Origin of the sequence: Pseudoalteromonas sp. H71, from assembly GCF_001468485.1 — a bacterium.
Classification (GTDB): Bacteria; Pseudomonadota; Gammaproteobacteria; order Enterobacterales; family Alteromonadaceae; genus Pseudoalteromonas.
The window spans coordinates 114,413-127,924 of sequence record NZ_LODI01000003.1 but is presented as its reverse complement, the minus strand read 5'-3'; the positions used below and the strand labels follow the sequence as shown (position 1 = coordinate 127,924).

The window sequence follows — 13,512 nt, the reverse complement described above, 5'->3', positions numbered from 1 at the left end:
GTTCTACTTCCGTACAACTGACGTAACTGGTGACGTACAGTTACCAGAAGGCGTAGAAATGGTAATGCCTGGTGATAACATCAAGATGACAGTAACTCTAATCGCACCAATCGCGATGGATGAAGGTCTTCGTTTTGCTATCCGTGAAGGTGGCCGTACTGTAGGTGCTGGTGTTGTGGCAACTATCGTTGAGTAATAATTAACATTTAAGTTAATTAATACAAAAAAAATCCGAGCTTAGTCTCGGGTTTTTTAATGCCTGTAATTTATGTCATGTGAAGGTGGCGCTCTTACCTTAGGCGTAGGTGCTTTGTAGTAACGTTCAATGAGTAATAGTTAACTTTTAAGTTAATTGTTAGAAAAAGGTCACTTAGGTGGCCTTTTTTAATGTCTGAAGAAAAGTGTTTAGTTTTCAGCTATTAGTAGCTTGGTGTTAAATTATACTTAAGACATAAAAAAGCACGACTTTAAGCCGTGCTTTTAATTAATTTTTTTGACAACTGACAACTGACAACTGACAACTTTCACAGCTTAGTGTTTTTTGGCGTATGCCTCAGCTTGCTTCCATACTCTTAGTGTATTGCCACTTAAGATTTTTTTAATATCGGCGTCGCTGTAGCCTCTATCCATTAAGCCTTGTACTAAGTTTGGATAACTAGACACATCTTTTAAGCCAATAGGTAACGAATCGCCAACGCCGTCGTAATCAGAGCCAATGCCAACGTAATCAATGCCAATCAACTCTACAACGTGATCAATATGATCAAGTACTTGTTCAAGACTTGCAAACGGATATGGATTTTTAGCGCGATAAGCCGCATCAAAATCATTACTTAATTTAGTGCCTTGTTTTTTAGCCGACTCTTTTGTGCTTTTTAGTTGCTTGCCCCATGCACCTGCTTTTGCTGTAACAAAGCTCGAACCAAAGTTAATTTGAATCACGCCTCCATTTTCTTTTAGCGCTAATAGCATATCGTCATTCATATTACGCTCAAAACCTGGGGTGTATTTACGAAGCGATGAATGTGATGCAATCACCGGTGTTTTAGACAATTCCATTACCTGATAAAACGCATCGTCAGAAATATGCGATACATCTATTAACATACCCATATTATTCATTGCAGTGACCAGCTCTTTACCAAAGGGGCTTAAGCCTTTCCATTTACGGCGAATATCGTAAGACGAGTCAGAAATATGATTACTTTGTGAGTGTGCGAGGGTGATGTAACGCACGCCACGGTCAAAAAAGTGCTGAAGGTTTTTTAAGTCACCTTCAATAGGGGAGCCATTTTCCATTCCCATAGCAATAGACAATTTACCCTCTTTAAACTGTTGCTCTATGTCGTTTGTAGAGCTTGCCATTGCAAATTTAGAAGGCGCACGTTGTGCAATGGCTTCCATCCCATCAATTAACTGGTTAGCTAACTGATAGCTTTTGCCTTTACCTTCAAATTCTAAATGAGCAGGAATATAAATCGACATAAATGGCGCGTTTAATCCCCCCTCAACTGCGCGAGGATAATCAAAATCGCCATCTTCAGTTGCTTTGGTTACATCAGCCCACGTATCGTGAATGCGGTAAGGCACATCAATGTGGGTGTCGATTAAAATAGTGTCTTTGGCAAGTTTAACCGCTTTGTCTGACGCGCTAATTGGTTGCTCTGCAAAGGCTTGGTTTGTTAAAGCTAGTGATACGGCTACCACTAGAGTGCTGAGTTTTATCATGTTTTGGCTCTTTGGGTAAAAAGCCATTGTGTACGCTCAGCTAAAAAGTTACAAGTATTACACTTTAATCATACGATGCTTGTTGATGCTCTTCACTTTGCAGTGCTTTAAATTCGCCCTTTGAAATAATAGTGACCGATTCGTGCAGCTCTGAAAAAAACACCATGGCTTCGCCGTTTTTTAATTGTTGATTTACCTGCGCCACTTTACTTTCAATACTGAATTCTTGTTCGCCATAATCGGTGCCTTCACGCAGTACATAGCTTTCAATTAGGTTGTATAGGGTGTCTTTATCAAGTTGCTCAAAAGGAATAATCATTACTACTGGTTGCTCGCTTTGTCTATTATGTGTTGGCCAAAATAACTGGGTACGGCTTTTTCTAACCAAAAAATGGGTTTAAACGGATTGTTTCCGCTAATGAATCCAACGTGCCCACCTTTTTCAGAAACACGCAGGGTAACATCTTCACTCACATCTTGCTTGCTTGGCACTGCTTTAATCGACAGCATTGGGTCGTCTTTCGCATGAATGATTAAGGTGGGTACAGCAATATGTTTTAAGTAGGGCATAGAACTGGCTTGGCGATAATAATCGTGTGCATTCTCAAAGCCATGCAAAGGAGCTGTTATGTGGTTATCAAATTCTAATAAATCATCAATTTCCATTAATTCATCAGTGGTAATAGGTATTTGCTGCTTAATTTGAGGTAATTTTCGCTGCATCGATTTTTTCATGCGATCGAGCAAATACTTTTGATAAATTTTACCCAAGCTTTTGCGTATTACATCACTTGATGATGATAAATCATACGGTGCGGATATAACGGCTGCTGCATTTAGTGGGCATCGCTGGGCTTGCTCACCTAAATACTTTGCTAATACATTACCACCTAGCGAAAAACCAACAGCAAATAAAGGTCTGTTTGGAAACAGTAACTTTAGGTGATTAATAAAAAAAGCTAAATCGTCCGTATCACCACTATGGTAGGCGCGAGGAAGCCGGTTTACCTCGGTCGAGCAGTTTCTAAAGTGCATGAGTACAACGGCATACCCTTGCTTTTTTAGCGCTTTCATCATGCCTTTGGCATAAAAACTATTTATATTACCTTCAAGGCCGTGTAACACAATGGCAAGTGGGGCAGTTTCGTTATGCGGAAGTGACCATGCCAGCTCGATAAAGTCACCGTCAGGTGTATCAAGTTGCTCTAATTCGTAGCGAGTATTATGAAAAGGGCGGAAAAAACGCGGCATTATGGTTTGGACGTGACGATTGGTCATCCACCATGCTGGTTTAAACGTATGGATCATGTTTGTACTACACACTTTGCAAAAACGAAGCGTTAGTGTATCAAAAAGAATAAAAAGCGCCTAATTAGTAACTAATTAGACGCTTTGTGCGTCGTGCTTAATTTTTTAATGTTGCTCTGTCAGATCAGCGTCGTGTACTTTTTTCATGAAAAAATACACAAAAAATAGGCATAAACTAATAACGACGCCTAAAAAACCAAATGATAAAAATAACACTGGGTCGCTAAAAAAATCTCTAAAGAATACGTCCATAATTGCCTCCTGATGTCTATGGGGTAATCATAGGCTGGCTCAGCAGTGCTTGATATGATCCAGATCAAGCTATTTTCCTGATTATAAAAAGAGCTGTAAAGAAGTTGATTTGGATCAAAGTTGCCAAAAGAAGTTAGCGAGCTTGAAGGATTAAAGATCTTTTTGCACAAAGAGAAAAACATGAGAAGTAAATGAGAATTGCCAAGCAATAGCACAGTTAATATTAGTTTTTATCACTCACTCTAAAAGCGTAGCGTCTCTAATCCTCTTTTTGATTCATTGGTTTAAAGATCTTTTTGCACAAAGAGAAAAATATGAGGAGTAAATGAGAGCTGCCAAGCAGTTGCACGGTTAATATTAGTTTTTATTGGTCACTCTAAAGCGCAGCGCCTCTAGCCCTCTTTGTGATTCATTGGCTTAAAGATCTTTTACACATAAAGAAAAACAATGAGTAGCAAATGAGGGTAACCAGGCTGCTGGTCGCTGACAGCTGAAAATGATAGCTAATTAGGGATTGCTTACAAATAAAGCGCACTATTATCTGGTGCTGTACATGCTACTAACTCAAATCCATTAACGGCATTGATCAACATCTTTTGCTGCTGCTTTTCGAGCTTGAGCTCGGCGCTCAGTAGTTCTTGTCGAATGTTTGCGTAATCGGCAATCTCGGCTTGATTTGCTTTTAAGTAACCCCGAGCCCTGCGCAATGGCTTTAAAACCTCAGTATCAAACTCACTAATCACTTTTTGTAAGTGACTTAATTGCGCTGTATTAATGCTCAAATTTAACGAATCTAAATAATAAAGTAACAAGCACACATTGACGTTTTTACCTTGCTGGTTTTGTAGTGCCAGCAAGGTGTGTTGTTGCCCAGGTTTTGCATACAAAGTGCATGCAAATTGCCAAAAGTCATCGCTATTGAGCAAGTTCATCGGCAAAGGCCTGTTCTTTTTCTTCCATTTCTTCAAGCGCCATAAGTAACTCTTCTTCAATGTCGTTAAGTTTGGGCGTAAGCGTGGCTTGTTTAGCTATTAATTCTTTTAATTGGGCTTTGTTGTCATCGTTATAGAGTTCATTATCGCCAAGTGCAGCCTCCACTTCGCTAAGCTCTGCAGAGTGTTTGTCGAGTTGTTTTTCAAGCTTTTCAATTTGCTTTTTAAGCGGTTGAATGGCTTTTCTAAATTCGGCTTCTAAGCGTTTTTGCTCTTTTCGGTTAACCCCTGAGTGTGCTTTGGGCTCATCATTTTGCTGGGCTTTAACAGCTTCTTTATTCGCGTTCAGTAACCACTGGTAATACGCATCTAAATCGTAGCCAAATTGAGTTACTTTGCCATCATCGACTAAATAAAACTCATCAGCGGTGTTTTTAAGCATGTGGCGGTCATGCGATACGGTAACCATGGCGCCTTCAAAGCCTTGCAATGCCATAACTAGCGCGTGGCGCATTTCTAAATCAAGGTGGTTGGTAGGTTCATCAAGAAGTAGCAGGTTAGGCTTTTGATACACCAGCATGGCGAGGACTAAACGGGCTTTTTCACCGCCCGAAAAGGGCGCTACGGGCTCTAGAGCTTTATCGCCAATAAAGGCAAAGCCACCTAAAAAGTCACGTAGTGATTGTTCAGTAGCTTTTGGGTTTAAACGCTGTAAATGCGTAATTGCGCTGGCGTTTAAATCAAGCGACTCAAGTTGATGCTGCGCAAAGTAACCAATATTTAAACCATGGTGCTGCACAACCTTACCTGCTTGCGGTTCTAAATCACCAGAGAGTAGTTTAATGAGCGTTGATTTACCTGCGCCATTTCGTCCCAGTAAAGCAATACGGCTACCAGGTACTAAGTTAAGCTCTATATTATTTAAAATAGTCACTTCACCATAACCCGCTTTAGCTTTATCTAAACTCATTAGCGGGTTTGGTAGGGCTGTAGGCTCTGCAAACTCAAAATTAAATGGTGAGTCGGCATGTGCAGGGGCAAGCTTTTCCATACGTTCTAGCGCTTTTACCCGGCTTTGTGCTTGTTTAGCTTTACTGGCTTTTGCTTTAAAACGAGTAATAAATTGCTCAAGGTGTGCAATTTGCTCTTGCTGCTTGTCGAACATGGCTTGCTGTTGTAATAAACGCTCTGCTTTTTGGCGTTCAAATTGCGAATAGTTACCTTTGTACACATTGATAAGTTGTTTATCTATATGCCAAATTTGATCAACTACTGCATCTAAAAACTCACGGTCGTGCGATATAAGTACCAATGTGCCTGTGTAGGCACGTAAAAAGCGCTCAAGCCAATATACGGCATCTAAATCAAGGTGGTTTGTTGGCTCATCGAGTAGCAATAAATCAGCATTACGGATAAGTGCTTGGGCAAGGTTTAAACGCATGCGCCAACCACCTGAAAAAGCACTCACGGGGTTTTCTATTTGGCTATTAGCAAATCCTAATCCATGCAAAAGTTCGCCAGCTTGCGATTCGATGCTGTAGCCTTTCATGTTTTCTAGTTGAATATGCACTTTGGCTTGGGTATCGCCATCGTTATTTTGTTCTGCTTCACGTAGTGCAATACGAAGCGCATAGTGTTCAGGGTGTCCTTGCAATACATAATCAATGGCGCTTATTTCGAGGGCTGGGGTTTCTTGTTTAACCGAAGCAATAGACCAATCTTTAGGAATACTGCAATTACCGGCATCAAGTTGCAATTCAGATTTTAGTAAACCAAATAAGGTTGATTTCCCGCAGCCATTGGCACCCACAAGGCCTACTTTGTGCTCTGGAAATAACGTAGCTGATGCATTTTTTAATAAGGCTGTGCCGCCACGAAGGAGTTCTATTTCTGATATTTGGATCATGAATGCGTTACTTTACTGTACCCTTGTTAAGTTGGCGCTATCATATCATAGAACTTAATGCGCTTATCAAGCGTATCAACAAGTGATGTTATACGATAAAATAGTTGTAGTTCAAACCACAGGAAAAATGTTGTGAGACAAAAGAAGCGATTTATTGCTGGCGCATCGTGCCCTGACTGTAAAGCCATGGATACTATGATGCTATACAGAGAACATGATGTTGAAAAAGTAGAGTGTGTTGAGTGTGGGCATAAAATGTCGCAACCAGAAAACGCTGTTCAGGCGTCAACTCGCCAATTTGAGCAAGTCATTGGTGTGTTTAAACCGGGCGAATAACCCGGTTTTTATTGCCTAGGTACACACCTTTTAGTAATGCGGAGGCGGTGGCTCTGGCATATTTGACATCATAGAAGGCGAGGTTTGCGCTTCTTTAATTTTTTCTGCCAGCAGTTCTGTTTGGCGTTTCATTTTAGCTAGCATTTGCTGGTGTACTTTGATCTCATCGTTTAAGATTTCAATCGTTTCATCTTGAAAAGCCACTTTGGCTTCAAGTTCCATTACGCGGTGTTCAATTGTGTTCATTAGTGTCTCGTATAATAAATCGCTCTGCGATACCGCTGGAGCTTTCGGTTAACAACGACTTATCGTTATCTATAAATGCCACATCAAGCACAACGGCCGATTTTGGTTTACTGCCTTCTCGCGGCGTAACTTGCCACGTTTGAATTTTTTCACCGCTTGATATTTGCCATAAATCAACTCGCTTATTAGGCGAACCCGTTGCCAGCAATGTGCCTTGCTCGTTAAAGCGCACGGCGGTAAAAATTTTCTGACGCGCAATATACGCCAGTTTACTCACAAGATCACCTGTAGTCAGCTTCCATACATGTGCTTGCTTCATACTATCGGCAGTAAATGCAAAACGACCTTGTGGATCAAGGGTTACTTGAGTAACACGTGTTGGGTGGCTAAAGCGGTGAATAACTTGCCCAGTATTGGTATCCCAAAAATAGGCAACGTAATCGTTAGAGCCGCTTAATGCAAAGCGTCCGTTAGGCGCTAAATCAACGGTATTAACTTTATCTTGATGGCCTAAAAACTCAATGCGACGTCCGGTTTCAAGGTTTAAAAATACAACCACGCCATCGCTGCGACCATACAACACGCTGCGACCTTGGTTGCTAATGGCAATATCTCGAATCGTGGCTTTTTGTATTTTGTAATAGCCTTTGTTTTCGCCGGTGCTGATATCCCACACTGCGAACGTTGTTTTTTCTGCGGTAACCGCAACGCTGTTATCAAACGCAATAGCCACGCTGTAAACTAAGTTGTCTTGCGATTGCTGCTGAAACCATTGGTATTTTAAAACGTGCTGTTGATTATCCCACAGCGCGACCCCATGGTTGATAGAAGAGATTAAACTGTACTTACCATCGTGAGAGAGTGCTGACGAAAATGCACCTTGTGCGGTGTGTTCAAAGCTTTCTACCGATTGATTTTTTTTATCGGTACAAGCAATGGTTAAAAAACAGCTAAAAACGATTAAAAAAGTACGAAATATCGACATCTTACAAGTATTTCCTCTTAACTCTTAGTGACTGAGAGGTTAGACTAGGTGCGTTAAATGCCTAGGTTGTTTGTCTAATCACTGAATATATATTTTTAGTTTAGCTAACAATACAGACTTTAGTTATTAAACAAACAGCCTACCATGTAGGGCGTTAATCTTTAACTAGTAATATTACAATAAATGACAACTGCAAAGTATGTCGGAGATTTAAAATGAAAAAGACGATTAGATTGTCATTGATTGCAGCGTCGGTTTTAGCGCTTACAGCTTGTAATCAAGAAGCAAAAAAAGAGCAAGCTGAAGTAACACTAGACACTGTAGAGCAACAACAAGCATATGGTATTGGTGCTTCTGTAGGTAACTTTTTAAATAAAGACCTAGCAGACAAATCTGAAATTGGCATTGAGCTAGACCAAGCACTACTAATTCGTGGTTTCGAAGATGCACTTGCTGGTAATGCAAAAATTGACGAAGAAAAAATTCGTGAAGTGTTAACGGCTTTAGATACCTCAGTACGCACTAAGCAAGAAGAAAAAGCGAAAGTTGAGTCTGAAAAAAGCAAAGCGGCAGGTGTTCAATACTTAGCTGATAACGCTAAAAAAGAAGGCGTAACGGTAACTGAGTCTGGCTTACAATACGAAGTATTAAGCGAAGGCGAAGGCGAAAAGCCAGCAGCAACAGACGTTGTTAAAGTACATTACAAAGGGACATTATTAGATGGCACTGAGTTTGATAGCTCATACGCACGTAATGAACCAACTACATTCCCACTAAATCGCGTAATTGCAGGTTGGACTGAAGGTTTACAACTTATGCCTGTAGGCTCTAAGTACAAGTTCACTATTCCTTCAGAGCTTGCTTACGGCGACCGTGACCTTGGTAAAATTCCAGCTAATTCAACACTTGTTTTTGAAGTTGAATTACTAGAAATTCAAAATGCAGAAGCACCAGCTGAATAAGCTAGGCTTAAAACGTAAAAAGGGGCCTTAAGGTCCCTTTTTTAATTCGTGTAGCTTAATTTAAACGTGATTTAATCAGTATGATTAGAAAACAAGTTATCGATTAGTTCATCTTCAAGCTCAAAACGAAGCTCTAATGATTCACCAATAACTGAAAGATCGTTGTCAAACCCTTCTAACAAATCATCTTTATTTACTTCGGCGTACTTGTCATTAAAATCAAGTGCGACATCGGTTGTGCTAGAAATACGCGGATAAATCGAGTTTGCCAGCTTTTGGCTTTCTAACCCCTTTTTTTCACAGGCTTTAGCAATATCATCGTACACTTCAAAGTGGCCTGCAGACAGGTAGTCCATAAGCAGTTGGCAAAAAGATTGAATTTGTTCAGGCTCTGGTAGCGCATGATCGTTTTTATCATAAGGCGCAAACCCTGCAATCTTACAATACAGTACAATAAGTTCTTGGCGTTCATTGAGCCAGTTATCGATTACTGTATGACTACCACCCCATTTCTGTTGAGCTTTTTCTACACGCGTCAGCATAACTGTTCTCCTAAGCTGGGTTGGTTGTTAGTTACATTCGTTTTTATGTACATCAAGATATATTTAATTTGCGTGTATATCAACAAGTAATGCAGATGTTCTAATTGTGAATAAGCTTTATTTGATAGGAGGGGCAAAATTTTATTGCAGGCAAGAAAAAACCACCGGTTAAGGTGGTCTAATTTCTTCAAGTGGCTTGTTATAACAAGCTTTCTTATTTTTATTAAATGATTTTTATTGTTATTATTTAAAACTTTTTATTTTTATTGTTTTAATAATTTATTATTGTTTTTGTTAACGCGGGAAAGACAATACCAAGGTTTTTGTTATGTTGCAAACATATTAACAAAAAGTTTTAAATGTTAGTGTTTTTTGCTCGTTTTATAATCAAAATGGATTAAAACCATCAATATTGTTGATCTACTTCTATGTAAAGGTGTTTTCGTCTTTAAGAAATAGAGAGGCGATGAATATGGTGATACAATCTTGCACAATTTCTATAAGCATTAGGATCATTTACGCCATGAGCGAATTAAAAAACGACCGTTATTTACGTGCACTTGCAAAACAACCCGTTGATGTAACGCCTGTATGGATGATGCGTCAAGCTGGACGTTATTTACCAGAGTACCGTGCTACACGTGCACAAGCGGGCGATTTTATGAGCCTGTGCCGTAATGCTGAGCTTGCCTGTGAGGTAACACTTCAGCCACTGCGTCGTTACCCATTAGACGCAGCCATTTTGTTCAGCGATATTTTAACGATTCCTGATGCAATGGGTTTGGGTTTGTACTTCGAAACAGGTGAAGGCCCTAAATTTGAACGTCCTATTTCATCGCTTGCCGATGTTAAAAAAATACCTAAGCTAGACCCAACCGATGAGCTTGGCTATGTAATGAACGCGGTAAGCACTATTCGCCGTGAACTTAAAGGCGAAGTACCGCTGATTGGTTTTTCGGGTTCACCATGGACACTTGCTACATACATGGTTGAAGGCGGCAGCAGCAAAGTATTTGGTAAAATTAAAAAAATGGCGTTTGCAGAGCCACAAACACTGCATTTACTATTAGACAAGCTTGCTGATTCAGTGATCGACTACTTAAATGCACAAGTAAAAGCCGGTGCACAGTCGTTAATGGTATTTGATTCGTGGGGCGGTGTATTAAGCCCGCGCGACTACAACGAGTTTTCACTGCAATACATGCATAAAATTGTAGATGGCTTAATTCGCGAATACGATGGACGCAAAGTGCCAGTAACGTTATTTACTAAAAATGGCGGCCAATGGATTGAGGCAATAGCAGCAACAGGCTGTGATGCAGTAGGCCTAGATTGGACCATTAATATTGGTGACGCTAAACGTCGTGTAGGCGATAAAGTAGCGCTACAAGGTAATATGGACCCGTCAATGCTGCACGGTACGCCAGATCGTATACGCCAAGAAGTAGGCACTATTTTAGAAGACTTTGGTACAGGCAATGGCCATGTGTTTAATTTAGGTCACGGGATTACGCCAGACGTTGACCCAGAAAATGCCGGTGTATTTATTAATGCCGTGCACGAGCTTAGCGGCCAGTATCACAAATAATTAATGTGTTTTATGCATTAATACTAAAAAGCCCGCTTAACAGCGGGCTTTTTGTTTATACGCTTTAAAGTGCTTACTTAAACAAGCGATTTAAGCCATTTAATGCCGCAACCCGATAGGCTTCTGCCATGGTTGGGTAGTTAAATGTGGTATTTACAAAGTAATCGATATTATTGCCACCATTTTTTTGTTCCATAATGGCTTGGCCAATGTGAACAATTTCAGAGGCACGTTCGCCAAAGCAATGTACCCCAAGTACTTCTTTGGTTTCTGTGTGGAATAATATTTTTAAGCTGCCTACTTCAGTACCTGCAATCTGCGCGCGTGCAAGGTGTTTAAACTGAGCACGGCCTACTTCGTAAGGTACTTTAGCAGCGGTTAGTTCTTGCTCTGTTTTACCCACTGAGCTCATTTCTGGAATGGTATAAATACCCGCCGGAATATCAATAATTAACTTATCATCACAGTTACCGCAGGCTATTGCATCAGCGGCAATACGGCCTTGGTCAAACGCAGCACTAGCAAGGCTTGGATAGCCAATTACATCGCCTACCGCATAAACGTTTTCAACCTCAGTTTGGTAGGTTTCGTTTACTTTTATTTGCCCACGGCCGTCGGCTTTTAAGCCAATGGCTTCAAGGTTAAGTGTGTCAGTGTTACCTGTGCGGCCATTGGCAAATAAAATACAGTCAGCTTTCACACGCTTGCCCGATTTTAAATGCATAACAACGCAATCGTCGCGCGTTTCTACACGATCAAACTCTTCGTTATGACGAATAACAATGCCGCTATTCCAAAAGTGGTAGCTAAGTGCATCAGATATTTCAGCATCCATAAAGGCAAGTAAACGGTCACGAGTATTCACTAAATCAACTTTAGCGCCTAAACCTTTAAAAATAGAAGCATACTCACAGCCAATAACCCCTGCGCCGTATATAAGTACGCGCTGAGGGTCATGCTCAAGGCCTAAAATAGTATCGCTCTCATAAATACGAGAATGGCTAAAATCAACTTCAGGTGGGCGGTAAGGGCGAGAGCCCGTGGCAATAACAATGGTTTTTGCTGTAATACGCTCAGTTGAACCATCAAGGCGTTTTACTTCAACCGTGTGTTTATCAACAAAGCTCGCATCACCTTGAAACATATGAATGCGATTACGTAAATTAGACTGCTTAGAAATAACCGAACTTGCATGACGTAAAATATCAGGAAACGTTAAACGACTAGGGCGCTCACCAATATTAAACAACGGGTTGGCTTTGTATTCAATGTAGCGGCTAACCGAGTGACGTAATGCCTTAGAAGGGATTGTTCCCCAATGTACACAACCGCCGCCGACTGTTTCTTGGCGCTCTATAACCGCTACTTTTTTGTTATTTTTCGAAAGATTCATGGCGGTGCCTTCACCGCCAGGGCCCGTACCAATAATTATTGCGTCATATTGGAAACTTACGGGGGCTTTTTTCTGTTCTGGTTGTTTGGCCACAGCCACTCCTAAATTAATTAAAAGAGGCTTTTAATAACCTCGCATTAAGTGCTAGCCATGCCTGCTTTTGATTTTCCCAGGCGGCTTCCAGCTCGTGATATTGTGCCATTAAAGCTGAACGTTCACACTGCTTTGCCATATTATTTTTTTTAACTTCTAAAACTTGTTTTTGAAGTGAACAATATGTCTGCAGTTTTTTCAGCAATAAATCGTACTCTTGTTGTAATAATGTAAGCCTATCTTGCGCTAAAGGCAATTTTGCAACACGTGTTTGCGTTTTACTCATAAGCGTATCGGCTTTAGCTTTTTCTATACGTTCAACCGGTGTGCGCTTTAATTTACTGGCTAAACCAATGGCAGCTAAAGAGCGGATCATCCATTTGGTGGGGTCATAATGAAACCACTTAATCCCATTACGATAATCACTTGCAAAAATATGATGAAAGTTATGGTAACCCTCGCCATAAGTGAATAACGCTAAAAAGCCATTATCGCGCGCAGTATTTTTTTCAGTGTATGGGCGCGAACCCCAAATATGGGCCACCGAGTTAATAAAAAAGGTAAAGTGTTGGCTTAATACTAAACGCAGTAAACCCGCTAAAATCAGCATACCCCACACATCGCCCACCAATAAACCAAGTACCAATGGTAGGCCAACATTCATCGCAATAACCAGTTTTAGGTAGTGTTTGTGTTGCCACATAACGATTTTATTACGCTGTAAATCACGACAATTACTGTAATCGCCGTAGCTATCGCCTTGGTAGTCACGTAACATCCAGCCAATGTGGCTGTACCAAAAGCCATTAGTTGCGGCGTAAGGGTCTTTTATTGGGTCGTCAACTTGGCCATGGTGTATACGGTGATCGCTACTCCAGTGTAGCGCACTGTTTTGCAAAGCAAACGCACCGCCTAGGGCAAAAATAAATTCAACAGCAGGATGAGCATTATACGTTTTATGTGACCATAAACGGTGGTAACCGGCTGTGATAGATAGGCCTGCAAAAAACATGCAGGCTACAAAAGCAATCCAATGTGCGCTGGTAAATCCGTAGCTAATGCCATACCAAGGAACAAGTGTGATAGCCGCTAAAAAGGTAAGGCTAAAAAATAGGACGTTTGTCCAGATAATCGGTGGTTTATTCATCATTCTCAATCTCAGCGTACAACTGTAAGCTAAAATAGTATTTCAAACTCTCGCCGTCAAGTATTAGACTGGGGAATTGAGCTATTATCACTAA

General features: G+C 40.7%; 13 protein-coding genes and 1 pseudogene. 4 read left to right on the top strand and 10 right to left on the bottom strand.

The window, feature by feature from the left end; all coding sequences use genetic code 11:
- Positions 1-196: pseudogene (locus ATS71_RS18380) on the top strand (elongation factor Tu); the annotation flags it as partial.
- A gap of 335 nt (positions 197-531) precedes the next feature.
- Here ATS71_RS18380 and ATS71_RS04085 read toward each other — a convergent pair.
- From ATS71_RS04085 to ATS71_RS04065, 5 genes are all read right to left on the bottom strand, one after another.
- The gene (locus ATS71_RS04085; protein WP_058403664.1) at positions 532-1,728 is read right to left on the bottom strand and encodes a dipeptidase; all 1,197 of its coding nucleotides are present in this window, start codon (positions 1,726-1,728) and stop codon (positions 532-534) included.
- A gap of 64 nt (positions 1,729-1,792) precedes the next feature.
- Positions 1,793-2,047: a YheU family protein gene (locus tag ATS71_RS04080; protein WP_058403654.1), complete on the bottom strand. Its 255-nt coding sequence runs from the start codon at positions 2,045-2,047 to the stop codon at positions 1,793-1,795.
- A 2-nt stretch (positions 2,048-2,049) separates the two neighbouring features.
- The gene (locus tag ATS71_RS04075) at positions 2,050-3,036 is read right to left on the bottom strand and encodes a hydrolase (protein ID WP_058403653.1); all 987 of its coding nucleotides are present in this window, start codon (positions 3,034-3,036) and stop codon (positions 2,050-2,052) included.
- A gap of 770 nt (positions 3,037-3,806) precedes the next feature.
- The gene (locus tag ATS71_RS04070) at positions 3,807-4,220 is read right to left on the bottom strand and encodes a TIGR02444 family protein (protein WP_058403652.1); all 414 of its coding nucleotides are present in this window, start codon (positions 4,218-4,220) and stop codon (positions 3,807-3,809) included.
- A complete protein-coding gene (locus tag ATS71_RS04065) occupies positions 4,204-6,126 on the bottom strand; it encodes an ATP-binding cassette domain-containing protein (RefSeq protein ID WP_058403651.1) in 1,923 nt (640 codons plus the stop codon). Before ATS71_RS04065 ends, ATS71_RS04070 begins: the two co-directional genes overlap by 17 nt.
- A gap of 132 nt (positions 6,127-6,258) precedes the next feature.
- Here ATS71_RS04065 and ATS71_RS04060 point away from each other — a divergent pair, with 132 nt between their 5' ends.
- A complete protein-coding gene (locus ATS71_RS04060; RefSeq protein ID WP_058403650.1) occupies positions 6,259-6,462 on the top strand; it encodes a YheV family putative zinc ribbon protein in 204 nt (67 codons plus the stop codon).
- A 30-nt stretch (positions 6,463-6,492) separates the two neighbouring features.
- On the opposite strand, the gene ATS71_RS04055 is transcribed toward ATS71_RS04060, so the two are convergent.
- Positions 6,493-6,708, bottom strand: a complete 216-nt coding sequence (locus ATS71_RS04055) for a SlyX family protein (RefSeq protein WP_006793743.1) — start codon at positions 6,706-6,708, stop codon at positions 6,493-6,495.
- Positions 6,695-7,693 carry a WD40 repeat domain-containing protein gene (locus ATS71_RS04050; protein WP_058403649.1) on the bottom strand — a complete coding sequence of 333 codons (999 nt, stop codon included), beginning with the start codon at positions 7,691-7,693 and terminating at the stop codon, positions 6,695-6,697. The genes ATS71_RS04055 and ATS71_RS04050 overlap by 14 nt, the downstream gene beginning before the upstream one ends.
- A 215-nt stretch (positions 7,694-7,908) precedes the next feature.
- Between ATS71_RS04050 and fkpA the strand changes: the two genes are divergently transcribed.
- Positions 7,909-8,655 carry an FKBP-type peptidyl-prolyl cis-trans isomerase gene (gene fkpA / locus ATS71_RS04045; RefSeq protein WP_008126756.1) on the top strand — a complete coding sequence of 249 codons (747 nt, stop codon included), beginning with the start codon at positions 7,909-7,911 and terminating at the stop codon, positions 8,653-8,655.
- Between the two features lie 71 nt (positions 8,656-8,726).
- Here the strand turns inward: fkpA and ATS71_RS04040 are convergent, their stop codons facing one another.
- The gene (locus tag ATS71_RS04040; RefSeq protein WP_058403648.1) at positions 8,727-9,197 is read right to left on the bottom strand and encodes an Rsd/AlgQ family anti-sigma factor; all 471 of its coding nucleotides are present in this window, start codon (positions 9,195-9,197) and stop codon (positions 8,727-8,729) included.
- Between the two features lie 523 nt (positions 9,198-9,720).
- On the opposite strand from ATS71_RS04040, the gene hemE reads away from it, so the two are divergent.
- Positions 9,721-10,785, top strand: a complete 1,065-nt coding sequence (gene hemE, locus ATS71_RS04035; RefSeq protein ID WP_008126752.1) for a uroporphyrinogen decarboxylase — start codon at positions 9,721-9,723, stop codon at positions 10,783-10,785.
- Between the two features lie 73 nt (positions 10,786-10,858).
- On the opposite strand, the gene sthA is transcribed toward hemE, so the two are convergent.
- Positions 10,859-12,271 (bottom strand): Si-specific NAD(P)(+) transhydrogenase, encoded by a 1,413-nt coding sequence (gene sthA, locus ATS71_RS04030; protein ID WP_058403647.1) that lies wholly within the window; start codon positions 12,269-12,271, stop codon positions 10,859-10,861.
- Between the two features lie 13 nt (positions 12,272-12,284).
- Positions 12,285-13,418 carry an acyl-CoA desaturase gene (locus tag ATS71_RS04025; RefSeq protein ID WP_058403646.1) on the bottom strand — a complete coding sequence of 378 codons (1,134 nt, stop codon included), beginning with the start codon at positions 13,416-13,418 and terminating at the stop codon, positions 12,285-12,287.
- Positions 13,419-13,512: the final 94 nt, after the last annotated feature.